This is a genomic window from Micromonospora sp. NPDC052213, from assembly GCF_040679695.1.
Taxonomy (GTDB): Bacteria; Actinomycetota; Actinomycetes; order Mycobacteriales; family Micromonosporaceae; genus Micromonospora.
This window is the reverse complement of sequence record NZ_JBFAVI010000061.1, coordinates 13,792-36,781: the sequence shown is the minus strand read 5'-3', so window position 1 is coordinate 36,781 and position 22,990 is coordinate 13,792. Positions and strand designations below refer to the sequence as shown.

General features: G+C 74.2%; 22 protein-coding genes. 8 read left to right on the top strand and 14 right to left on the bottom strand.

Translation table 11 applies throughout. The features are described 5' to 3' along the window. Window positions 1–97 precede the first annotated feature (97 nt). Entirely contained in the window at window positions 98–454 is a 357-nt protein-coding gene (locus AB0L34_RS17000; RefSeq protein ID WP_363705386.1) for a VOC family protein, read from the bottom strand. 160 nt (window positions 455–614) lie between these two features. Between AB0L34_RS17000 and AB0L34_RS16995 the strand changes: the two genes are divergently transcribed. Beyond that, window positions 615–3,470, top strand: a complete 2,856-nt coding sequence (locus AB0L34_RS16995; RefSeq protein ID WP_363705385.1) for an aconitate hydratase — start codon at window positions 615–617, stop codon at window positions 3,468–3,470. A gap of 121 nt (window positions 3,471–3,591) precedes the next feature. Here the strand turns inward: AB0L34_RS16995 and AB0L34_RS16990 are convergent, their stop codons facing one another. From AB0L34_RS16990 to AB0L34_RS16955, 8 genes are all read right to left on the bottom strand, one after another. Then, window positions 3,592–4,194: an ATP/GTP-binding protein gene (locus AB0L34_RS16990; protein WP_350709075.1), complete on the bottom strand. Its 603-nt coding sequence runs from the start codon at window positions 4,192–4,194 to the stop codon at window positions 3,592–3,594. Continuing rightward, a complete protein-coding gene (locus AB0L34_RS16985; protein ID WP_350686947.1) occupies window positions 4,175–4,561 on the bottom strand; it encodes a DUF742 domain-containing protein in 387 nt (128 codons plus the stop codon). Before AB0L34_RS16985 ends, AB0L34_RS16990 begins: the two co-directional genes overlap by 20 nt. Before the next feature lie 5 nt (window positions 4,562–4,566). Further along, window positions 4,567–4,986: a roadblock/LC7 domain-containing protein gene (locus tag AB0L34_RS16980; RefSeq protein WP_350686945.1), complete on the bottom strand. Its 420-nt coding sequence runs from the start codon at window positions 4,984–4,986 to the stop codon at window positions 4,567–4,569. 92 nt (window positions 4,987–5,078) lie between these two features. Beyond that, window positions 5,079–7,682: a nitrate- and nitrite sensing domain-containing protein gene (locus AB0L34_RS16975; RefSeq protein ID WP_363705384.1), complete on the bottom strand. Its 2,604-nt coding sequence runs from the start codon at window positions 7,680–7,682 to the stop codon at window positions 5,079–5,081. A 152-nt stretch (window positions 7,683–7,834) separates the two neighbouring features. Further along, complete coding sequence (locus tag AB0L34_RS16970) at window positions 7,835–9,415, bottom strand: prenyltransferase/squalene oxidase repeat-containing protein (RefSeq protein ID WP_363705383.1); 1,581 nt, start codon at window positions 9,413–9,415, stop codon at window positions 7,835–7,837. Continuing rightward, window positions 9,412–10,362 carry a terpene synthase family protein gene (locus AB0L34_RS16965; protein WP_363705382.1) on the bottom strand — a complete coding sequence of 317 codons (951 nt, stop codon included), beginning with the start codon at window positions 10,360–10,362 and terminating at the stop codon, window positions 9,412–9,414. Before AB0L34_RS16965 ends, AB0L34_RS16970 begins: the two co-directional genes overlap by 4 nt. Next, window positions 10,359–11,699: a cytochrome P450 gene (locus AB0L34_RS16960; protein ID WP_363705390.1), complete on the bottom strand. Its 1,341-nt coding sequence runs from the start codon at window positions 11,697–11,699 to the stop codon at window positions 10,359–10,361. Before AB0L34_RS16960 ends, AB0L34_RS16965 begins: the two co-directional genes overlap by 4 nt. 215 nt (window positions 11,700–11,914) lie before the next feature. Then, entirely contained in the window at window positions 11,915–12,823 is a 909-nt protein-coding gene (locus AB0L34_RS16955) for a GNAT family N-acetyltransferase (RefSeq protein ID WP_363705381.1), read from the bottom strand. A 92-nt stretch (window positions 12,824–12,915) separates the two neighbouring features. Between AB0L34_RS16955 and AB0L34_RS16950 the strand changes: the two genes are divergently transcribed. Next, complete coding sequence (locus tag AB0L34_RS16950; RefSeq protein WP_350709085.1) at window positions 12,916–13,164, top strand: DUF2630 family protein; 249 nt, start codon at window positions 12,916–12,918, stop codon at window positions 13,162–13,164. A gap of 43 nt (window positions 13,165–13,207) precedes the next feature. On the opposite strand, the gene AB0L34_RS16945 is transcribed toward AB0L34_RS16950, so the two are convergent. Continuing rightward, on the bottom strand, window positions 13,208–14,143 hold the full coding sequence (locus AB0L34_RS16945; RefSeq protein WP_357464290.1) for an RIO1 family regulatory kinase/ATPase: 936 nt from the start codon (window positions 14,141–14,143) through the stop codon (window positions 13,208–13,210). A gap of 184 nt (window positions 14,144–14,327) precedes the next feature. Beyond that, complete coding sequence (locus tag AB0L34_RS16940; RefSeq protein ID WP_363705380.1) at window positions 14,328–15,194, bottom strand: carbon-nitrogen hydrolase family protein; 867 nt, start codon at window positions 15,192–15,194, stop codon at window positions 14,328–14,330. Between the two features lie 107 nt (window positions 15,195–15,301). Between AB0L34_RS16940 and AB0L34_RS16935 the strand changes: the two genes are divergently transcribed. From AB0L34_RS16935 to mug, 6 genes are all read left to right on the top strand, one after another. Continuing rightward, complete coding sequence (locus AB0L34_RS16935; RefSeq protein ID WP_350685345.1) at window positions 15,302–15,874, top strand: helix-turn-helix domain-containing protein; 573 nt, start codon at window positions 15,302–15,304, stop codon at window positions 15,872–15,874. 194 nt (window positions 15,875–16,068) lie between these two features. Next, entirely contained in the window at window positions 16,069–16,974 is a 906-nt protein-coding gene (locus AB0L34_RS16930; RefSeq protein WP_363705379.1) for a TIGR04222 domain-containing membrane protein, read from the top strand. Beyond that, window positions 16,971–17,789 carry a DUF692 domain-containing protein gene (locus AB0L34_RS16925; protein ID WP_363705378.1) on the top strand — a complete coding sequence of 273 codons (819 nt, stop codon included), beginning with the start codon at window positions 16,971–16,973 and terminating at the stop codon, window positions 17,787–17,789. The genes AB0L34_RS16930 and AB0L34_RS16925 overlap by 4 nt, the downstream gene beginning before the upstream one ends. Then, complete coding sequence (locus AB0L34_RS16920) at window positions 17,786–18,232, top strand: hypothetical protein (RefSeq protein WP_363705377.1); 447 nt, start codon at window positions 17,786–17,788, stop codon at window positions 18,230–18,232. Before AB0L34_RS16925 ends, AB0L34_RS16920 begins: the two co-directional genes overlap by 4 nt. A 55-nt stretch (window positions 18,233–18,287) precedes the next feature. Further along, window positions 18,288–19,055 carry an SDR family oxidoreductase gene (locus tag AB0L34_RS16915; protein WP_363705376.1) on the top strand — a complete coding sequence of 256 codons (768 nt, stop codon included), beginning with the start codon at window positions 18,288–18,290 and terminating at the stop codon, window positions 19,053–19,055. Next, window positions 19,055–19,702 (top strand): G/U mismatch-specific DNA glycosylase, encoded by a 648-nt coding sequence (mug, locus tag AB0L34_RS16910; protein WP_363705375.1) that lies wholly within the window; start codon window positions 19,055–19,057, stop codon window positions 19,700–19,702. Before AB0L34_RS16915 ends, mug begins: the two co-directional genes overlap by 1 nt. 4 nt (window positions 19,703–19,706) lie before the next feature. Here mug and AB0L34_RS16905 read toward each other — a convergent pair whose 3' ends face one another. The 3 genes from AB0L34_RS16905 to AB0L34_RS16895 form a co-directional block, all read right to left on the bottom strand. Then, the gene (locus AB0L34_RS16905) at window positions 19,707–21,683 is read right to left on the bottom strand and encodes an ABC transporter ATP-binding protein (protein ID WP_363705389.1); all 1,977 of its coding nucleotides are present in this window, start codon (window positions 21,681–21,683) and stop codon (window positions 19,707–19,709) included. Between the two features lie 112 nt (window positions 21,684–21,795). Next, complete coding sequence (locus tag AB0L34_RS16900; protein WP_363705374.1) at window positions 21,796–22,563, bottom strand: enoyl-CoA hydratase/isomerase family protein; 768 nt, start codon at window positions 22,561–22,563, stop codon at window positions 21,796–21,798. Window positions 22,564–22,609: 46 nt separating this feature from the next. Then, the gene (locus AB0L34_RS16895) at window positions 22,610–22,837 is read right to left on the bottom strand and encodes a helix-turn-helix domain-containing protein (protein ID WP_007462679.1); all 228 of its coding nucleotides are present in this window, start codon (window positions 22,835–22,837) and stop codon (window positions 22,610–22,612) included. Window positions 22,838–22,990: the final 153 nt, after the last annotated feature.

The following is a 22,990-nucleotide window of genomic DNA, read 5'->3' as shown; positions in this document are numbered from 1 at the left end:
ATCCACACACCACCAACGACAAGGGCCGGCCCCGGACGGGGCCGGCCCTTTCGTCGTCTCCGTGGCCGGCAACCCGTGGCGTCAGGCCCCTGGGTAGTCAGTCGAGCGGGGCGAGGAACTCCAGGCGGTTGCCGTGCACGTCGTGGGAGTGGAAGCGGCGCATCCCGGGCAGCTCGTCGTCTCCCCAGGTGACCGGGTAGCCGGCGGCGGCCAGCCGGTCGGCGAGCGCGTCGAGGTCGGGCCGGAGCAGGCCGGGGTGGGCCTTGCGGGCGGGGCGGAAGTCGTCCTCGACACCCAGGTGCAGTTCGGCGCCGTGCCCGGTGAACCAGCAGCCACCACGCGCCGCTAGCGCCGGGGGCTTGGGCTTCTCCGTCATGCCGAGCACCCCCACGTAGAAGGCGCGGGACGCGTCCTCGGAGCCGCGTGGGCAGACGAGCTGGACGTGATGGATCATGGGGGCACCTCCTCGTCCCGAACGATGGCACGAGGTTGCGCAGTTAGCAAGACGGACGTACGGTTTTGTTGACAACGAGAATCGGCGGTAAGTGTCCCCTAACCACGGCGGCACCCCGGCCGGTGCGACAGACTGCTCAGGACTACTCACGGTCGCTGGTGTGAAGGAGTACGACGTGGCGAGCCTCGACACCTTCGGTGCGAAGACCCAGCTACGCGTCGGAGACGCGAGCTACGAGATTTTCAAGATCAGCAAGGTGGAGGGCCACGAACGGCTCCCCTACAGCCTGAAGATCCTGCTGGAGAACCTGCTCCGGACCGAGGACGGCGCGAACATCACCGCCGACCACATCCGGCAGCTCGGCGGCTGGGACCCCACCGCCGACCCGAGCGTGGAGATCCAGTTCACCCCGGCGCGGGTGCTCATGCAGGACTTCACCGGCGTGCCCTGCGTGGTCGACCTGGCCACCATGCGCGAGGCCGTCCGCGACCTCGGCGGCGACGCCACCAAGGTCAACCCGCTCGCCCCGGCCGAACTGGTCATCGACCACTCGGTCATCGCCGACCTGTTCGGCCGCGAGGACGCCTTCCAGCGCAACGTCGAGCTCGAGTACGAGCGCAACAAGGAGCGCTACCAGTTCCTGCGCTGGGGCCAGACCGCGTTCAACGAGTTCAAGGTCGTCCCGCCGGGCACCGGCATCGTGCACCAGGTCAACATCGAGTACCTGGCCCGTACGATCATGGAGCGCAACGGCCAGGCGTACCCGGACACCGTGGTCGGCACCGACTCGCACACCACCATGGTCAACGGCCTGGGCGTGCTCGGCTGGGGCGTCGGCGGCATCGAGGCCGAGGCCGCCATGCTCGGCCAGCCGGTCAGCATGCTGATCCCGCGCGTGGTGGGCTTCAAGCTCTCCGGCGAGATGCCGGCCGGCACCACCGCCACCGACCTGGTGCTCACCATCACCGAGATGCTGCGCAAGCACGGCGTGGTCGGCAAGTTCGTCGAGTTCTACGGCCCGGGCGTGAGCGCCGTGCCGCTGGCCAACCGGGCCACCATCGGCAACATGTCCCCGGAGTACGGCTCCACCGTGGCGATCTTCCCGATCGACGGCGAGACCGTCCGCTACCTGGAGCTGACCGGCCGCGACCCGCAGCAGGTCGCGCTGGTCGAGGCGTACGCCAAGGAGCAGGGCCTCTGGCACGACCCGGACGCCGAGCCGGAGTACTCGGAGCGCCTGGAGCTCGACCTGAGCACCATCGAGCCGTCCCTGGCCGGTCCGAAGCGCCCGCAGGACCGGGTGCCGCTGGGCAGCGCCAAGACGCTGTTCCGCTCGGCGCTGACCGACTACGTGGCCGCCGACGAGACCGGTGGCGACCGCGACCGCAAGCCGGGCGTGCCGCAGCAGGAGAAGCCGTTCGGGGTCGTGGGCCACGCCGACGAGGCCAGCGCCGAGTCCTTCCCGGCCAGCGACTCCCCCGCCAACGGCGTCAGCGACCCGGCCGACGCCCCGCGCGACCTGCAGACGGCCGCGGTCGGCTCCGGCGGGCGGGCCAGCAACCCGATCCGGGTCACCGGCGACGACGGCACCGAGTTCGAGCTGGACCACGGCGCCGTGGTGATCGCCGCGATCACCTCCTGCACCAACACCTCCAACCCGCAGGTCATGATCGGGGCGGCGCTGCTGGCCCGCAACGCGGTGGAGAAGGGCCTGACCCGCAAGCCGTGGGTGAAGACCACCCTGGCCCCGGGCTCCAAGGTCGTCATGGACTACTACGAGCGGGCCGGCCTCACGCCCTACCTGGAGAAGCTGGGCTTCCACCTGGTCGGCTACGGCTGCACCACCTGCATCGGCAACTCCGGCCCGCTGCCGGAGGAGATCTCCGCCGCCGTCAACGAGGCCGACCTGGCCGTCGTCTCGGTGCTGTCGGGCAACCGGAACTTCGAGGGCCGGATCAACCCGGACGTCAAGATGAACTACCTGGCGTCCCCGCCGCTGGTGGTCGCGTACGCGCTGGCCGGCACGATGGACATCGACCTGGCCAACGAGCCGATCGGCGAGGACAGCCAGGGCAACCCGGTGTTCCTGCGCGACATCTGGCCGAACACCGCCGAGATCCAGGACGTCATCGCCTCGGCGATCGGCGCCACCGGCTTCAGCGCGGCGTACGCGGACGTCTTCGCCGGCGACGAGCGCTGGCAGTCGCTGCCCACCCCGACCGGCGACACCTTCGCCTGGGCCGGCGACTCGACCTACGTCCGCAAGCCCCCGTACTTCGAGGGCATGGAGCGGGAGCCGAAGGCGGTCGTCGACATCACCGGCGCCCGGGTGCTGGCCAAGCTGGGCGACTCGGTGACCACCGACCACATCTCCCCGGCCGGTTCCATCAAGGCCGACTCCCCCGCCGGGAAGTACCTCGCCGAGCACGGCGTGCCGCGGCACGAGTTCAACTCGTACGGCTCCCGCCGGGGCAACCACGAGGTCATGATCCGGGGCACCTTCGCCAACATCCGCCTGCGCAACCAGCTGGTCCCGGGTGTCGAGGGCGGCTTCACGGTCAACCACCTGACCGGCGAGCAGACCTCGATCTACGACGCCTCGGTGGCCTACCAGGAGGCGGGCGTCCCGCTGGTCGTCCTGGCCGGCAAGGAGTACGGCTCCGGGTCGTCGCGGGACTGGGCGGCCAAGGGCACCATGCTGCTCGGCGTCAGGGCGGTCATCGCCGAGTCGTACGAGCGGATCCACCGCTCCAACCTGATCGGCATGGGCGTGCTCCCGCTGCAGTTCCCGGCCGGCGAGACCGCCGAGTCGCTGGGCCTGACCGGCACGGAGACGTTCACCATCACCGGGGTGACCGCGCTGAACGACGGGGAGACCCCGCGCACGGTCAAGGTCAGCACCGACACCGGCGTCGAGTTCGACGCGGTGGTCCGGATCGACACGCCGGGTGAGGCGGACTACTACCGGCACGGCGGCATCCTGCAGTACGTGCTGCGCCGCATGATCGCCAGCTGACGCACCATCGAAAAGGGCCCCTCCCGCAAGCGCGGGAGGGGCCCTTTCGCGTACCGGCTCGGCGCTCTCCGGGCGAGGCGGCGTCGCGGCTCACCTGCCCGCGCGCCGGCCCCGCGGTGGGTCACTCGGACCGGCGGCGAGCGTCCCGGGTCTTCATGGCGTGCTCCAGCAGCGTGATGAGCACCTCCTTGCTCGACTCCCGCTGCCGGGCGTCGCAGAGCAGCACCGGCACCCCGGGGTCGAGGTTCAGCGCCGACTGCACCTCGTCGAGCTGGTACTGCCGGGCGCCCTCGAAGCAGTTCACCGCCACCACGAACGGCGTGCCGCGCCCCTCGAAGTAGTCGATGGAGGGGAAGCAGTCCGCCAGCCGTCGGGTGTCCGCCAGCACCACCGCGCCGATCGCGCCGAGCGCCAGCTCGTCCCAGACGAACCAGAAGCGGTCCTGCCCGGGGGTGCCGAAGAGGTAGAGCACCAGGTCGTCGCTGATGGTGATGCGACCGAAGTCCATCGCCACCGTGGTGGTCTTCTTGCTCTCCACCCCGGAGAGGTCGTCGATGCCGACCCCGCTCTCGGTCAGCACCTCCTCGGTGCGCAGGGGGCGTGTCTCGCTGACCGCGCCGACCATGGTGGTCTTGCCCACGCCGAAGCCACCCGCGACGAGGATCTTGATCGCGGTGGGCAGTGGCGGCGCTCCCGCCGGCCGCTCAGAGTGCCCGTAGTCCATTGATTACCGCCTCGAAAACGCTGTTGTCGGGAAGGCCGGCTGTGGTGCGCGGCTCGCGCACCTGCACCAGGCTGCGGGCCACCAGGTCGCCGAGCAGGACCCGGATGGTGCCCACCGGCAGGTCCATGTGGGCGGCGATCTCGGCGACGGACTGGATCCGCTGGCAGAGCCCGACGATCGCCAGGTGCTCCGGACCCAGTCCGACCTCCGGGGTCACGTCCGCTCGGGTCGCTGTCACCAGCGAGATCAGGTCGAACGTGCCGGTGACCGGCCGGGCCCGGCCACGGGTCACCGCGTAGGGGCGCACCACCGGGCCGGCGTGGTCGTCGACCCACTGGTGCTCGGCGGACTCCCCCTGCACCGTCATCGCGGTTACTTCTCGTCGGCCGGCTGCTCGGTCCGCGACGGCGACGCGACGTACTTGCCGACGCGGGTGACCAGCATCGCCATCTCGTAGGCGATCAGGCCGACGTCGGCGTCCTCGCTGGCGAGCACGGCCAGGCAGGCGTTGCGCCCGGCCGCCGTGACGAACAGGAACGACGACTGCATCTCGATGATGGTCTGCTGCACCTGCCCGCCGCCGAAGCGCTTGCCCGCGCCCCGGGCCAGGCTCTGGATGCCGGCCGCCATCGCCGCCAGGTGCTCTCCGTCGTCCCGGCTGAGCCCTCGCGAGGCGGCCATCAACAGGCCGTCCGTCGAGAGCGCGACCGCGTGGTCGGCCTGCTTCACCCGGCCGACCAGATCATCCAGCAACCACGTCAGGTCGGCACTCGAAGCCGTCTTCTGCGCCACTCGTCGTCCTCTTCTCCCCCGGCTGTTGTCGCCGTGCTCGTCTGGGCTGACCGCCACGCCGCGGGGTCACCCCGCAGTGCGGGCGGTGCCGGTCAGGTCGCCTGCTGATCGCCGACGTCCGGTCCCTCGCCGGCCCCGGCTCCCTCGCCTGTCTCGGGCCGGCCGCCGCCGGCCCCGCCGAGCAGCCGGGCGGCGTCCGTACGGCCGCGCCGGGTGCCGCTCTGGTAGGAGCTCATCATCCGGCGCACCTGCTCCGGCGGGCGTACCGTGTCCGCGTCGTCGTCCCCCGCGGCGGGTTCGTCGCGCAGTTCCGGCACGATGCTGGCCTGCCGGACCCGGACCGGCAGCCCGGAGTCGGTACGCACCTGCTCGGGGCAGGGCACCCGCGCCGGGCCGGCGGCCGCCGGGGTCCCGGTGCCCGTCTCCGCCGGGGCGGCCCCCGCAGGGCCGTCCTCCGCCGGCGCGACCGTCTGCGGAGCGGCCACGGCAGGCCGGGCCGCGGCCACCGGCAGGCCGGTCGGGAAGGTCGGGCCGTCCAGGGCCGGCTGCATCGACGCGCCGCGCGCCCGGGTGGGCAGCCGCTCCTCCGCCGAGGTGGTCGACAGGCTCCGACCGCGCGACCGGGTGGGCAGGGCGCCCCCGTCGGAGTCCCCGGCAGGGGCCTCGGACTCCGGGGCCGACCGCGGCCTCGGCGCGGCCGGCGGCTCGGCCAGCGCCACCGTGGTGGGCTGCCCGGTGGCGGGAGCGGACGCGCCCGGCACCGGCGTGGTGGCCGGCACCCCGGCCGGGAAGCCGCCGGAGGTGCTCGGGTCCGCGTCGTCGGCGGTGACCAGCTCGGCCGGAATCAGCACGACCGCGGTGGTGCCGCCGTACGCCGACTCCTTGAGCTGCACCCGCACGCCGTGCCGCTCGGTCAGCCGGCTCACCACGTAGAGCCCCAGGCGGGAGGCGTTGGCCAGGTTCAGCTCGGACTGGTCGACGATCCGGTGGTTCGCGGCGGCCAGGTCCTCCTCGCTCATGCCCAGGCCGCGGTCCTCGATCTCGATGGCGAAGCCGTTGGCCACCATCTGCCCGCGCACCTCGACGGTGGTGTGCGGCGGAGAGAACGACAGCCCGTTCTCGATCAGCTCGGCGAGCAGGTGGATGACGTCACCGACCGCCCGCCCGGTCAGCGAGACCGGGCCCAGGGGCAGCACGTTGACCCGGGTGTAGTCCTCGACCTCGGCGACCGCGCCCCGGACCACGTCGACCATCGGCACGTTGCGCCGCCACGCCCGGCCCGGGGTGGAGCCGGAGAGCACGATCAGGTTCTCCGCGTTGCGCCGCATCCGGGTGGCCAGGTGGTCGACCCGGAACAGGTCCTCCAGCTCCTCGGCGTCGTGCTCGCGGCGTTCCATCGCGTCGAGCAGGGTGAGCTGGCGGTGCACCAGCGCCTGCGTGCGCCGGGCCAGGCTGAGGAAGACGTCCCGGACGTTGCGGCGCAGCTCGGCCTGCTCGACGGCGGTGCGGATGGCGGTCTCCTGCACGGCGTTGAACGCCTTGCCCACCTGGCCGATCTCGTCGTCGCCGAACTCCAGCGGGGGCGCCTCCTTGGCGACGTCGACCTCCTCGCCGTGGCCGAGCCGCTCGACCACGCCGGGCAGCCGCTCGTTGGCGAGCCCGAACGCCGCGTCGCGCAGCCGCTCCAGCTGCCGCACCAGGGCCCGGGCGGTGGTGACCGACATGGCGATGGAGGCGACGACGGCGAGCAGGCCCAGACCGGCGGCCAGCACCAGCCGGATGATGACGCCGGCGGCGATCGGCGTGGACCGGTCCACGAGCGCGTCACCGGCCTCGATGATGAACCGCTGCTGCTCCTCGGCCACGACGTCCGCCGCCGCGCGCCACTGGGCGGCCGTGACGGTCGGCGGGCCGGACGTCCGTCCCGCGAGGACCACCCGGTCCTCCAGGGCGCGGAACGACGTGTACGTCTCGCCGCCGAGCAGCGCCTCGTACCGTGCCCGGTCGGCGTCGGCCAGGTCGTCGCGGGTCTGGCTGTCGAGGAAGCGCTGCGCACCGACGGTGCGGGCGAAGGCGGCGGACTCCTCCGGAGTCATCCGGCCCGCGGCGAGCGCCCCGGTGACCAGCGCGTCCTCCTGGGACATGAGTTCCCGGACCCGGACGAGCTGGATCAGTGCCCCGGTTTCCCGCGCGAACTGCTCGTCGTCCAGGTTGCCCAGTGACCCGTACACCTGCAGCGTCGAGTCGATGAGCCCGGTGTACGCCTCGACGGCGGCGGCCCGGTCCACCTGGCGGGTGCGGATCGACTCGCGCACGCTGCCCAGCCGGTCCAGCCCGGCGACGACCGTGTCGATCTGTTGCTTGGTGTCGTCGCTCGCCGCCAGGTCGACCCGCCAGCCGCGGACGGACTCCCGGAAGTCGTCGGCGACGGCCTGGGTCCGCTGCCACTGCGCCTCGAGCTGGGCCCGCTCGGGCTCGCCCGCCCCGCCCAGGTACGCCGCGGAGGCCCGGCGCTCCGCCTGCAGCTCCAGCACGAGCGGCTCACTCGGCTGGGCGACCCGGCTGTCGAGCGCCTGCACCCAGATGAGGTTGACGCCCTCCCGCAGCGTCACCCACGCGGCGAAAGCCCACAGCGCAACGAGCGAGGCCAACATAGCCACGACTTTCCGGCGCAGATTCGAGCTGCGGGAACCCATGCGAAACCATCCCTGGCGGGGAGCCTGATTCATCCGATCGGCGGAGGCGCGTGTCGCTTCGACCGACCCGGCGCACGGTAGCAGTGTCACGACGATCGCTCAAGCGGTGCTGATCATGACGCTGCGCAGCGGGCCGCGGCCCGCTGTGGCGGTCAGTGTCCTCTGTGGCCGCTCAGCCGCGCCAGGTGCCGCGCCGCCAGCACGGCGGCCCGCACGATCAGCATCGGATGGTAGAGATCCTTGTCATGCCACAGTGGAGCGGCGTGCCCGGTGACGTCGTCGTGGTCGTCGAGGAAGGCCAGCGCACGCCGCACGGCGGCGCCGACACCCGGCCGCGGCGGCCGTCCGTTGCCGAGCAGCACCTGCACGGCGTAGGCGGTCTCTTCGGGGGTGCCGTCCCACAGCCCCCACGAGCCGTCGGCCCGCTGGGTGTCCCGCACCCAGTCGACCGCCCGGTCGAGCGCCGCAGCGGCGGCCTCGGGCGCGTACCCGGCCAGGGCGGCGGCGACCGCCGAGGTGGCGTAGTACGGCGAGGCGTGCCAGCGGTCCGTCCACCGGCCGTCGGGGAGCTGGCCGTCGATCAGCCAGCCGGCCACCCGGCGCGCCACGTCGGCGTGCGGTCGCCCCGGTTGGTGGCGGGCGTGCCAGCCCAGCGCCTCCAGCACGTGCGCGTTCGTGGTGACCGACGCGCCGTCCTCGCCCCGCCAGGTGCAGAAGTGCGCTCCGGTGTCGTACGCCAGCAGGCTGTCGGGGGCGACCGGACGGCCGAGGCGGGCCAACGCGAAGAGGGTGGCGGCGGTGGTGTCGGCGTCCGTCGGGAGCCCCGGCGAGGTCGCCGCGCCGTCCGGGCCGACCACGGCGGCCAGGTCGGCGATCATCCGGCGGGGGACGTCCGGGGCCGCGCCGACCCGGGTGAGGCTGCTGAGCACCCACGCCCGCTCGAACACGGCGATGGGCGTCGTGCACGGGACGGGGCCGCCCCCCGGCCCGACGGCGTTCGTCAGGTAGCCCAGCGCCGCCCGGTCCACCCCTGGGCGGGAGGGGTCGCCCAGCCAGGCGGCGGTGGCGGCGGGCGAGGCGCCCACGGCGCCCAGGAGCGGCCGGACGGGCAGGTTCACCCGCGTCCGCTCGTCCAGCACCTCGAAGGCGTGCAAGAGCTTCTCCGGCACGGGCCGGCCGGCGGCGAGCAGCCGGCCGACCGCCTCGGACCGGTGCCGCGTCATGCCGTGCGGCATCGGCAGCGGTGTTGCGTGCGCCCACCGCGACGGCTCGGCGTCGCCGGCCGGGCGCAGCAGCGCGTCGATCCGGTCGAGCAGGGCGGGCACGATCAGGTCCACGCCCGGCATGTCCGGCACCGGCTCGTCGGCGGCCAGCAGCCGCCGCAGCGCCCCGACGCCGCGGTCCACCACGGACGCGGGCAGGTGCGTCGGCTCGCCCCGCCCGGCGCCGGACACGCACCTCAGTAGCGCCTCCACCGCGCTGAGGGTCGGCACCAGCCCGTACGCGCCGGGCGCCCCCCACGCGCCGTCGGGCCGCTGCGCGGTCACCAGGTAGCGCAGGCGCCCGGCGTGCCCGGGCAACCAGGGCGCGTCGCTGACCAGCCGCGCCGTCTCGTACACCGAGGGCGAAACCGTGCCGGCGGGGCTGGCGGCCATCGCCGCCACGAGCGCCCGCCCGGCGGTGGCGAGTCCCGGCCCGCCGACCTCCGCCACGGCGACCGGGGCCGCCGTCACGACATCCCCCAGAAGTCGGCCAGCTGGTAGAAGCCGCTGCTGAAGCCGATCTGCCGGGCCAGGTAGTCCGCCTCCCGCGGGCAGTCCGACCGGAGCGGGACGAGCATCCGCCGGCAGTCGTCCACCAGGGCGGCGAGCCGCTGCTCCACCTCGGCGCGGTCGTCGACCAGCAGGAGGGCGTTCAGGTCGCCCCAGCGCAGGTCCCGCTCGTACGTGCCGAGGTCGTTGGCGAGGCGCAGGGCGCGCTGCACCTCGTCGCTGACCGCGACCAGGTCGTCGAGCCGGGCGAGCGTGGCCTCGTCCCCGGTGTGGATCCAGTGCGCGACGTTGACGATCGTGCAGGCGAGGTTGTCGGCGTTGGCGAGGTACGCGTCGAGGCTCGGCAGGGCCGCCCGGTCGCCGGAGCGCCAGGCCGCCCTCCATGCCCACTCCCGGGCCATCGCCCCCACCGTCGCGCCCAGGCTGTCCTGCCACAGTGAACGGTGTGCGGCGAAGGCCGGGGTCGTCGCGAGTTCGTCCTGGAGCGCGGCCAGGTAGGCGCCGAGGTGGTCGTCGGCGGCGGGCGGCTCGCCGGCGGCCACCGAGACGCAGCGGCCGACGAGCCGGTCGACCTCGTCCTGGGACTGTGCCCGGTGGTCGATCAGCCAGTCGAGGGCGAAGCCCCACAGCACGGTCCGGTTGGCGACCCGCAGCTGCTGCGGCGTGCACCACGGGGCACCGAACGCGATGGCCAGCGAGATGTTGGCGAACAGCATGGCGTCGAACGGCTCGGCGGGGAACAGCTCGGGGTGCGCGGCGGCCGACGCCTGGAGGTCGCGTTGCCCGCGGACGGCCACGCCGCAGATCCGCCCCTGTTCCCGCGCGTCGCGCAGCTCGTCCCGCCCGCCGCCTGCCGGCTCCGGTCCGGTCCCGGTGCCGTCCTGCGCGGTCGTCAGCGCCGGGATCATGCCGGCCTCTGCTCGCGCACCGGGGTCAGCGCCATGACCACCGGCCTGCCCGGGCGCAGGGCCGCCGCCAGCTGCTTGGGCGGCATCCCGGGCTCGCGCAGCCGGAAGCGGTAGCGGCTGAGGATCGTGGCGACCACGAGCGGAGCCTCCAGGTTGAACAGGTGATTGCCGAGGCACTGGTGCGGGCCACCGCCGAACGGGAAGTACGCGTACCGGTGGCTGCGGCGCGGCTGGTCGGCGCGGAACCGGTCGGGGTCGAAGGTGTCCGGGCGGTCCCAGTACCGGGCCAGCCGCTGGGTGATGTAGGAGCTGACGACGACGATGCTGCCGGCGGGGATGCGGGTGCCGCCGATGACGTCGTCCGCCAACGCCGCGCGCGGCAGCAGCCAGCCCGCGGGATACATCCGCAGCAGCTCGTCCACGACCGACCGGGTGTACGTGAGGGCGACCAACTGCTCCCGGCTGATCACCCGGTCGGTGCCCACCACCTCGTCCAGCTCCGCGTAGAGCCGTTCGGCGATCGCGGGGTGGGCGTCCAGGATCGGCCACAGCCAGGTCAGCACGGCGTAGGTGGTCTCGGTCGCGGTGGCGAACGAGGCCACCACGTCGTCGCGGACCCGCCGTTCGTCGAGCGGGCGGCCGTCGGCGTCCCGCGCGCGGGTCAGGGCGGCGAGCAGGTCGTCGCTGTCCCGCGGGTGGGCGAGCTCGGCCCGCACCAGCGGCAGCATGATGTCGTCGACGACACCGGTCGCGCGGCGCAGGGCGCGGTCCCCCGGCACCGGCACGGCGTCGGGCACGAAGGGCAGGAGCAGCCGTGCCCGCAGCGCGGTCACGATGGTGTCCTGGGCGGCGACGATCCGCAGCTGGTCGGCGAGGCTGACCCGGTCGGCGAAGAAGACACTGCTGATCGCCCGGCAGATGACCCGCCCCAGCTCCGCGCCGATGTCCAGCCACCGGCCGGTGCGGGCCGGCTCCTCGAACCCGTCCACCGCCTCGCTGACCGCGCGGCTCATGGTGTCCACGAGGGAGTCGATGCGCTTGGCCGTGAAGTGCGGCTGCATCCGCGCGCGACTGGCCTGCCACTCGGGGCCGTCGGACATGATGCCCTCCCCGGTGAACCGCCGCACCGACCGCCAGAGCATGCTCCGCCCGCCGCGGGTGTAGTTGGCCGCGTTGTCCCGCAGGACGTGCTGCACGTGGGCCGGCTCGGTCACCAGGTACGGGCGGATGGTCCCGACGTTGAGCCGGATGACCTCGCCCTCCGCGGCGTCCGCCAGCGCGACGAGTTCGCGCAACGGGTCACGCAGGAGGCCCGGCAGCATCCTCCACAGTGGCACGCTCCGCGCCGCCCGCCCGTGCGGCCCGTCGGAACTCCGGTCAGCCATGGCACCCCTCACAGTCACGCTTCGTGGTGACAGACCGTCCCCCGGACGGCTGCCTTACGTCACGATTCGGAGAGCATGCCATCACCCGTTCGGACCCGCCAGAGCCGTACGAGAATTTTGCTCATGGGAATGCTGATCCACGAAGGAGTTCGTGTCGGGCGTCACTCCTAAAGCGAGCGCAGGTAACGCCACTCGGCGGCCACCGGGCGGTAGCCGAACCACTCGTTCACCGCGCGCATGGCGTCGTTGCCGGCGTCGTTGACGGTGAACGCCCGCCGGTAGCCGGCCGACCGGGCCGACCGCAGCGAGACGTGCTTGACCAGCCGGGCCAGGCCCCGGCCCCGCCACTCGGCCCGGGTACCCGTCATCCCCGACAGGTAGCGGTCGCCGCCGTCGGTCAGCGCGACGCTGAACGCCACCACCGCCCCGTCCGCCACGGCCACCGTGGTGAGACCCCGGTCGAGGTCCGGCCGGTCCCAGTACGCGGCCCGCCAGTCGGCGTAGCTGATCGCGTCCATCCCCACGTCGCCCGGCTCGTCGGCGGCGGCGGCCAGGTCCGCCTCGTAGAGCGGGTGCGGATCGGGCAGGTCGGCGGCCGTGGTCAGCCGCACCCGGGGCGGCGGCGCGGGCGGCGCGGGCAACGTCGCCGCCAGGTCCAGGCGCAGGATCAGGTTGCGTCGACCGGGCCGGTAGCCGCGCCCCTCGGCGAAGGAGAGCGCCGCCGGCCCGTCGGCCACCCGCGCGTACACCCGACGCACGCCGAGCCCGGCGAGCCGCTGCTCGGCGGCGGCGAGCAGCGCCGACCCGACGCCCCGCCCCCGCCGCTCGGGGCGCACGACCAGGTTGACGAAGCCGAGCCCGGGCTCGGCGCTCTCGTGCAGCAGCCCCGTCCGGGCGACGCCGGCGATCCCGTCTCCCGTCTCGGCGACCAGCATCCCGAAGCGCTCCGCCGGCTTGCCGGTCGCCTGCCAGGCGAGCAACGCGGGCGTGACGACCAGGTGGGGCTCGGCGGCGCGGAGCAGGCCGGCCACCGGCGTCGCGTCGCGCGGCCCGGCGGCCCGGACGGTAGGGACCATGGCTGGGCAACCTACCGCAGCGGCCGGCGCGGCGGGGGGCGGCCGGCGGTGGAATCCGGGCGCGCCCGCACCGCCTGTGCCAGGCTCAGGGCATGGACGACAAGACCATCCTGAACCGGATCTCCGAGCTGGTCGACGAGGAGCACCGGCTGCGCGCCGACGCCCAGGCCAACGAGTCGGGCACCGACGACGACGCCCGCAACCGGCTGCGCGAGCTGGAGGAGTCCCTCGACCAGTGCTGGGACCTGCTGCGCCGGCGGCGGGCCGCCCGGCAGACCCACGGCGACCCGGACGCCCAGGGGCTGCGCCCCAAGCCCGAGGTCGAGCGCTACCTGCAGTGACGCGGGCCCCGGGCGGCCGGCGCCGGCCGCCCGGGGCACCCGGTCAGCGGATCCCCGCCTCCCGCAGCAGCAGCGCGGTCAGCGCCGCCGGGTCGGCCTCCCCCGCCGGCAGCCCCCGGGCCGCGAACCAGGTCGCCACCACCCGGACGTCGCGGGCCAGGAACTCCGGCCCCTGCGGGTTGGCCACCACGTCGACAACCTGCGGCAGGTCGATCAGCACCAGCCGCCCCGCGTGCACCAGCAGGTTGTACGGCGACAGGTCGCCGTGCGCGAGGCCGGCGCGGGCGAGCACCACCAGGGCGTCCACCATCTGGTCCCACAGGTCGCGCAGCTCAGCGGCCTCGGGCCGCAGCTGGGCCAGCCGGGGCGCGGCCAGCCCTTCGGCCGGGTCCCCGAGGAACTCCAGCATCAGCTCCGTGCCGCGCAGCTGCACGGGGTAGGGGACGGAGATCGTGCCGTACCGGGTGCCGATCTCCCAGAGCCGGGCCAGCGCGTCGAACTCGGCCGCCGCCCACTGGCCGGCGATCATCTGCCGGCCGAACGCGGTCCGCCCGGCCATCGCCCGGTTCTCCCGGGACCGGCGGACCCGGCGCCCCTCCAGATAGCCGGCGTCGCGGTGGAAGAGCCGGTGCTGGGCGTCCCGGTAGCGCTTGACGGCCAGCAGGCAGGACCGGTCGGTGCCGGGCACGGCCCGGCGCACCAGGTGGACGTCCGCCTCCTTGCCGGTCTTGAGCACACCGAGTTCGGTGTCCTTCGCAGCCAGTTCGGTGACCAGCCAGTCCGGGTGGGGCTGCGGGCCGTGCACGGCGTCGTCCCAGGAGGACCAGCGCTCCCCCGTGTCGGGGTCCGGCTCGTCGTCGGGGTCGGCGGGGGCGGGCTCGGGGGCCCGGCCGTGCTTCAGGAAGAGCGGTTCGTCGTCGTCGAAGCGGCGCTTGCCGCGGGTACGGCGCTCGCGCGCCGGAAGGTCGTGATCGCGCACTGCGGTGGTGATCCCTTGCTCGAGGCTGATGGAGGCAGGTGGAGGTGACCTGCGAAGACGGCCATGACCGACCCCCTCTCCTCGACCGGGCGCACGCCCGGGTGCACGATGCGCCGTCCATGTTCACGGCCCGGCGGCGCCGGGTCAACCGAATTACCCGAGCCGCCCCGAGCGGCGGCCTCCGTCAGGCCGGCAGCGACGAACGGGCGCGTCCCTGGTCGGGAAGGCGGTCGAGCAGCATGGAGTGGGCCGCCCGGGTGGCGGCGAGGGCCTCCGGCGCCAGCGCGACGACCAGCACGGCCTCGCCGGTGTCCGCGCCGCGCGCCAGCGGCCGGCCCTCCGGGTCGTAGACCGCGGCGCCACCGTTGAACCGCCACGGGTCCGCGCCGCCGACGGCGTTGGCGAACACCACGTACATCGTGTTGTCCAGCGCGCGGGCGGCGTAGTAGAGGTCGCGGCGGTGCTCGGAGCCGGCCAGGTAGCCGCTCGGGCACAGGTAGCCGTGCGCCCCGTCGGCCGCGGCGGCGCGGCCGTGCTCCGGGAAGCAGCCGTCGTAGCAGATGCCGAGCCCGAGCCGCCAGTCGTCGACGAGCAGGGTGGCGCCCCGGTCGCCGGGGCTGAACAGCTCGCGTTCGCCGCTCCAGAGCTGCTGCTTGTCGTACCCGACGCGGACCACACCGGCCCGGTCGACCACCAGGGACGAGATGGTCCGCCGCCCGTCCGGGTGCCGGACCGCCGCGCCGACCACCACGGCGGCGCCGCCGTCACGGGCGGCCTCGCGCAGCGGGTCCAGCCGAGGGTCGGCGACGGTCGCCGTGGCGTCGGCCGCGACGTCCGTGCCGACCGGGTCGGCCGCGAGCGTCGGCGGATGGTACGCGGGCAGGAAGAGCTCGGGCAGCACGGCCACCCGGGCGCCCCGCTCCGTCGCCCGGCGGACCAGCCGGGCGGCGCTGGCCGCGTTGCCGGCCACGTCTCCGGGAACGGGTTCGGCCTGCACGGCCGCGACGGTCAGCGGGGCGGCGGGGACCGCGACGGCGGTGGGGAGTGGCATCACGCGCCGATCCTAGTGGGGCCGCGAAGGCCCGATGATCATTCGCATGCCACAACAAGCCGTACGTACGGTTTGCGTTACCTGGGGTCACCTGACACGATCGACCCGTGCCCAGGGTAAGTCAGGACCAGCTCGACGCTCGCCGGCAGGAGATCCTCGCCGCCGCGCGGGCGTGTTTCGCGCGGCACGGCTACGAGGGCGCCACCGTGCGTCGACTCGAAGAGGCCACCCGGCTGTCCCGGGGCGCGATCTTCCACCACTTCCGCGACAAGGACTCGCTCTTCCTCGCGGTCGCCGAGGACGACGCCGCCGCCATGGTGGAGACGGTCGCCCGCAACGGCCTGGTCCAGGTGATGCGCGACCTGCTGGCCGGCGCGGTCTCCCCCGACACCACCGGCTGGCTCGGCAGCCAGTTGGAGGTCTCCCGCCGGCTGCGGACAGACCCGGCGTTCGCCAAGCGGTGGGCGGAGCGGTCGGCCGCTGTCGCCGAGGCGACCCGCGAGCGGCTGGCCCGCCAGCGGGAGGCGGGCGTGCTCCGCGAGGACGTGCCGATCGACGTGCTGGCCCAGTTCCTCGAACTGGCCTACGACGGCCTGGTGCTGCACCTGGCGATGGGGCGCCCCGCCGGCGACCTGGGCCCGGTGCTGGACCTGGTCGAGGAGGCGGTCCGCCGCCGCTGACCGGCCACCCCGGCACGGCGCTGGCGCGGGGTCACCTCCCGGACGTCCGGCGCTCGCGCGGCTCGCCTCCCCACGGCGTCCGGAGCCTCCACTGTTTACGTATCGGTCCGGTAACTCGCCCCTCGCGGCCGATCCGCCGTGGCGGGACTGCCCCACAATGGGGCCGCGATCCCCTCGCACGACAGGAGCAGCAGATGACTGTCCTCGCCGCACCGGGTGACACCTGGGGCATCCCCGGGCCCGTCTTCCTCCGGGTCTACCTCCTCGTCGCCGCCATGGTCGTCGTCGGCGCCGTCGTCCACCGCGCCCGCGTCCTCGCCGGACCGGGGGCCGGCGACGTCGGCCAGCTCGGCCCGCAGCAGGTCGCCTACCTCAACGGTGGGGAGCAACTGGCGATCTGGGCCGCCCTCTCCGGGCTGCGCAGCAGCGGAGCGATCGGCGTACGGCCGGACCGTCGACTGGCCACCGGCGGCCAGCTGCCGGCCGGGACCACGCCGCTGGACCAGGCGATCCATCTCGCTGCCGGCCGGCACGCCACCACCCGCGAGCTGCGCCGCGACGAGTGGGTACGCCGGGCGCTCGACCAGCTCCGGACCAGCCTGGAGCAGCGCGGGCTCGCGCTGACGCAGGCGCGCCGGAGGACGCTGCGCGCGTGGTCGTTCCTGCTCACCCTCCTGCTGGCGGTCGGCATGTTCCGGATCATCGCGGGCCTGTCGAACGACCGCCCGGTGGGTTGGCTCGTGCTGAGCCAGATCCCGCTGGTCGTGGTGTCCGTCCTGCTGCACCGGGTGCCCTGGCGGACCCGCGCCGCCACCCGCGCGCTGCGCGGCCTGCGACAGCAGCACACCTACCTCGCACCCGCGTCCGCCCCCGCCTACGCCACCTACGGCGCCGCGGGCGCGGCGATGGGGGTGGCGTTGTTCGGCACCGCGTCGCTGTGGGCGATGGACCCCGGCTTCGCCGAGCAGGCCGAGATCCAGCGGCAGGCGGCGAGCGGCGGTGGCGGCTCCTCCGGCTGCGGTGGCGGCAGCTCGTGCGGCGGCGGCGGGGGCGGCGGGGGCGGCTGCGGAGGCGGCTGCGGAGGCGGGTGCGGCGGATGACCGGCCCGCGCGGGGTGGGCATCGGCTGGCGACCGGAGATCGCCGGTTTCGTCGCCGACCTGCCCGGGCTGCGCTTCGTGGAAGTGGTCGCGGAGGGCGTCACCGCGACCGGGCCACTGCCCGCCGGGCTCGCCGAGCTACGCGAACGCGGCGTGACCGTCGTGCCGCACGGCGTGCGGCTCTCCCTCGGCGGCGCGGAGCCGGTCGACCCGGCCCGGGTCGCCCACCTGGCCGCGGTGGCGGAGCTGGTCGAGGCGCCACTGGTCAGCGAACACATCGCGTTCGTCCGGGCCGGCGGCGTCGAGGCCGGCCACCTGCTGCCGCTGCCGCGCAGCCGGGAGGCGGTCGACGCGGTCTGCGCCAACGTCGCCCGCACGCAGGCCGAGCTGCCGGCGCCGCTCGCGCTGGAGCCCATCGCCGCCCTGTTCGACTGGCCCGACGACGAGCTCGACGAGGCCGACTTCCTGACCGAGATCCTGGACCGCACCGGCGCGTTCCTGCTGCTCGACGTCGCCAACGTGTACGCCAACGCCCGCAACCGGGGCGGCGACCCGGTCGCGCTGCTCGACCGGCTGCCGCTGGAACGCATCGCCTACCTGCACGTGGCGGGCGGCGCCGACCACGGCGGCTTCTACCACGACACCCACACCGACCCGGTTCCCCCCGCGGTGCTCGACCTGCTGCGCGAGCTGTGCGCCCGGCACCGGCCGCCGGCGCTGCTGCTGGAACGCGACGGGCACTACCCGCCCGCGGCCACGCTCCGCGCCGAGCTGGACGCCCTCGCCGCCGCCTCCGGCTTCCCGACGGTCACGTGAACGGCGACCTGGCCGCCCGGCAGGCGGAACTGGTGGCGGCACTGGTGGCCGACGGCCCGCCCCCACCCGGCTTCGACCCGGCCGCGCTCGCCGCCGCCCGGGCCGCGCTGCTGCGCAAGCGGGCCGGGGACGTGGCCCGGCACTGGCCGCTGCTCGCCGCCGGCCTCGGCACGGACTGGCCGGCGACCTTCGCCCGGTGGGCGGCGGGGCGGCCGACCGCCGGCTCCCTGCGCGACGGCTGGGACCTGGCCCGTGACCTGCGCGACCGGGGCTCGCTGCCACCGCTGGGCGCGGAGGAGCTCGCCGCCCGGGAGGCCACCGACCACTACGACGGGCACAAGCCGCCACGGCCCCGCCGCCTGCCGGGATGGGGGCGCGCCGGCGGCGCCGTCGCGGTCCAGCTCGCCGGTCGGGTACGCCTGCTGCGCCCCGCGCGCCGCTGACCCGACCCACCGCCCCCGGCTGGCGCATCCGCCCCGGTACGGCAGGATCGACGGCATGGATCTCGGACTGACCGATCGGGTGTACGTACTGACCGGTGCCTCCCGCGGCCTGGGCTACGCGACCGCGGAGTGCCTCGTCGCCGACGGCGCCCGCGTGGTGCTCTCCGCCCGGGACGCCGACGCGGTGGCCGCCGCCGCCCAGCGCCTCGGCGGGCCGGAGCGGGCCGTCGGGCTGACCGCCGACCTGGCCGACCCGGAGACACCGGAGCGGCTGGTGGGGGCGGCCCGCGAGCACTTCGGGCGCCTCGACGGGGCGCTGGTCTCGGTGGGCGGGCCGCCGCCGGGCAGCGCCGCGTCGGTCACCGACGAGCAGTGGCGCCGATCCTTCGAGACGGTCTTCCTGGGCACCGTCCGCACGGTGCGTACGGTCGCCGCCGCCCTGGGCGAGGGCGACGGCGGCGCGATCGGGCTGGTCCTGTCGACCTCGGCACGTTCGCCGGTGCCCGGCCTGGGTATCTCCAACGGCCTGCGGCCCGGCCTGGTCGGGATGGCCAAGGACGTCGCCGACGAGTACGGGCCACGGGGCGTACGGATGGTCGGCCTGCTGCCCGGGCGGATCATGACCGACCGCAACGTCGAGCTGTTCGCCGCCACGGGCGACCCCGAGCGGGCCCGCGCGGAGGCCGAGGCGGGCATCCCGCTGCGCCGCATCGGCGCGCCGGCGGAGTTCGGCCGGGTGGCCGCGTTCGTGCTCTCCCCCGCCGCGAGCTACCTCACCGGGGTCACCGTGCCGGTCGACGGTGGCGCGCTACGGAGCCTGTAGTGGTTCCGTCCCCCGGCGGACCGGCCGGGGCCGGTAGCACCGGACGGGCTGGCCGCCCCGAACCGACACCCGGCCCCGGGGACGCCGCGCACCGGTATCCGCGGCCCACGCGGGAGGAACTCGCCGCGGCGGCGGACCGCACCATCCCCGATCTCGTCACGCCCGGGCTGGACGTGCTCTTCGTCGGGATCAACCCGGGCCTGTGGTCGGCCGCGACCGGGTGGCACTTCGCGCGGCCCGGCAACCGGTTCTGGCCGGCGCTGCACCGGGGCGGCTTCACGCCCCGGCTGCTGCACCCCGCCGAGCAGGACGAGCTGCCCGGCCTCGGGCTGGGCATCACCAACATCGTCGCGCGGGCCAGCGCCCGGGCCGACGAGCTGACCGCCGCCGAACTGGTGGAGGGGGCGGAGATCCTCACCGGCAAGGTCGAGCGGTACCGCCCCCGGTGGGTCGCCGTGGTCGGGGTGACCGCGTACCGGATCGGGTTCGCCCGGCCGAAGGCGGCGTTCGGCCCGCAGCCGGAGCCGCTCGCCGGCGCCCGGCTCTGGGTGCTGCCCAACCCCAGCGGCCTGAACGCGCACTTCACGCCCGAGACCCTCGGCGCGGCGTTCGGCGAGCTACGGGCGGCGGTCGTCGCCACCGGCTGAGGCGTCAGTTGGCCGCGGCCGGCGGCATCGCCTCGTCGGCGACGTAGGACCGCAGCGGCAGACTCACCGGCTCGGGGCCGGTCGCGTCCACGTACGGGGTGGGCGAGTCGGCGACCGCGAACTGGGTGCGGTAGAGCTCGGCGTAGAGCCCGCCCACGGCGACCAACTCCTCGTGCCGGCCCCGCTCGACGATCCGGCCCTCGTCGAGGACCAGGATCTGGTCGGCGTCGCGGACGGTGGAGAGCCGGTGCGCGATCACCAGCGCCGTACGCCCCGTCAGCGCCACCGACAGCGCCCGCTGCACCGCCGCCTCACTCTCCGAGTCGAGGTGCGCGGTCGCCTCGTCGAGGATCACGATCGACGGGGCCTTGAGCAGCAGCCGGGCGATGGCGATGCGCTGCTTCTCGCCGCCGGAGAAGCGGTAGCCGCGCTCGCCGACGGTGGTGTCCAGCCCGTCCGGCAGGGACCGCACCAGGTCGGCGACCTGCGCGCCGGCCAGCGCCGCCCAGATCTCGTCGTCGGTGGCGTCCGGCTTGGCGTAGCGCAGGTTCTCGGCGATGGTCTCGTGGAACAGGTGCGAATCCTGGGTCACCACGCCGATCTCGTCGCGCAGCGAGTCGAAGGTGGCGTCGCGGACGTCGACCCCGCCGACCAGCACCTGCCCGTCGGTGACGTCGTAGACCCGGGAGATCAGCATGGACAGCGTCGACTTGCCGGCGCCGGAGGGCCCGACCAGCGCCACCATCTGCCCCGGCTCGACGGCGAACGAGACGCCCTTGAGCACCGGCTCGTTGACCGTACGGTCCAGCGCGGCGACCTCCTCCAGCGAGGCCAGCGAGATCTCCGCGGCGCTGGGGTAGCGGAACCGCACGTCGCGGAACTCGACCCGGCCGCTGCCCCGGGGCACCGCGACCGCGTCGGGCTTCTCCTCGATGGCCGGCTTCAGGTCGAGCACCTCGAAGACCCGGTCGAAGGAGACCAGCGCGCTCATCACGTCCACCCGGACGTTGGACAGCGCGGTCAGCGGGCCGTAGAGGCGGGTGAGCAGCAACGCGAGGGTGACCACGGTGCCGGCGCTGACGTTGCCGGTGACCGCGAGCCAGCCGCCGAGGCCGTAGGTGAGCGCCTGGGCCAGCGAGGCGACCAGCAGCATCGCGACGAAGAACGTCCGCGAGTACATCGCGGACTGGATGCCGATGTCGCGGACCCGCTCGGCCCGCCCGGCGAACCGGCGCGCCTCCACCTCGGGCCGGCCGAAGAGCTTCACCAGCAGCGCCCCCGAGACGCCGAAGCGCTCGGTCATCGTCGCGTTCATCTTCGCGTCGAGGTTGTAGGACTCCCGGGTGATCTCGGCGAGCCGCTTGCCGACCCGGCGGGCCGGGATGATGAAGACCGGCAGCAGCACCAGCGACAGCGCCGTGATCTGCCAGGAGAGGGTGAACATCACGGCGGCGGTGAGCACCAGCTGGATGACGTTGCTGACCACGCCGGACAGCGTCGACGTGAACGCCCGCTGGGCGCCGAGCACGTCGTTGTTGAGCCGACTGACCAGAGCGCCGGTCTGGGTGCGGGTGAAGAACTGCAGCGGCATCCGCTGGACGTGGTCGTAGACCCGGGTGCGCAGGTCGAGGATGATGCCCTCGCCGATGCGGGCCGAATACCACCGCTGGGCCAGGGAGAGCAGCGCGTCGGCCACGGCGAGCGCGGCGATGACCAGGGCCAGCCGCACCACCAGGTCGCCGGCCCCCGAGCCACCCCGGCTGATCGCGTCGATCACGTCGCCGGCGAGCACCGGGGTGGCGACCCCGATGATCGCGGCCAGCACCACGGTCACCAGGAAGACGACGATGTCGCGGCGGTAGGGCCGCGCGAAGGCCACGATCCGGCGGGCCACGCCGCGCTTGAGCCGGTGCGTGGAGATTTCGTCGCGGCTGCGCATCGACCGGAGCATGCTCCAACCGGCCATGCCGCCGCCGGACATCGGGTTGGACACGTTCACCTCCGGGTCGTCGGGTCGACCGCACCGTCAGGTCGATTCTCCCGACGACTCTGACAACCTCGGCCGTAACCCGGATCTTCCCGAACGGTCCTTACTATTCTCCCCGCCCGGCGAGATCGCGCAGCCGACGTGTCTGCGCCTCGCGCTCGGCCCGCTGCTGCTCTGCGGCGGACCGGCCGGCGGCGCCGGCCAGCAGCGCCTTGATCTCCACCACCGCGTCCCGGTTGTTGGCCAGCAGACCCGCGGTCAGGTCGCGCACCGCGGCGTCGAGGTCGGCGTTCGGCACGACCAGGGTGGCCAGGCCGATCCGGTCCGCCTCGGCGGCGTCCATCCGCCGGCCGGTGGCGCAGATCTCCAGCGCGCGGGAGTAGCCGACGAGGTCGACCAGCCGCTTGGTGCCGGCGAGATCCGGCACCAGGCCGAGCGTCACCTCGGCCATGGAGAACTTCGCGTCCTCGGCGAGCACCCGCAGGTCACAGGCGAGCGCCAACTGGAAGCCGGCACCGATCGCGTGGCCCTGCACGGCGGCGACGGAGACGATGTCGGGCCGGTGCAACCAGGTGAAGCCGCCCTGCAACTCCGCGATGCGGTCCGCGCACTCCTGCTCGGGCAGGGTGGCGAGCTCGACGAACGAGCCCGGCCCGGAGGCGCCGGCCACCGTCAGGTCGAGGCCGGCGGAGAACGCCCGCCCCTCGCCACGGACGACCACGACGCGGACGTCGCCGGGCAGGTCGCGCGCGAAGTCGCTCATCGCACGCCACATCGCCGGGGTCTGGGCGTTGAGCACGTCGGGCCGACACAACGTGACCGTCGCGACCGGCCCTTCGCATTCCAGCCGAACCCCGGCCGCCTCGGCGGTCACCGGACGACCCGGGGCGCGGCGCTGGTGGACGACGCTGGGGGGCGGATCACGCCTTCTTGCGGCGCCGGGCGCCGCCGCGCTGCCGCAGCTGCACCCCGGACTCGGTGAGCACCCGGTGGATGAACCCGTAGGAACGGCCGGTCGAGGCCGCGAGCGCGCGGATGCTCTCACCCGAGGTGTACCGCTTTACCAGGTCCTTGGCGAGCGTCTGACGCTCGGCTCCGACGATCCGGCGACCCTTCTCAGTGCTGGTGGCTGTGCCAGTGGCTGCCATGCTGTGTCCTCACGTCCCAGACTGTGCGGTTCGGATACGGTCCCACCTATTAGACCGCCTCGAACGATCATGCGCCAGATATCAACTCTTCGCCAACCGACACGCTATGCGTTGTCATCTTCCCGATAGCGTGATACTCCCGACGGGGGCGGG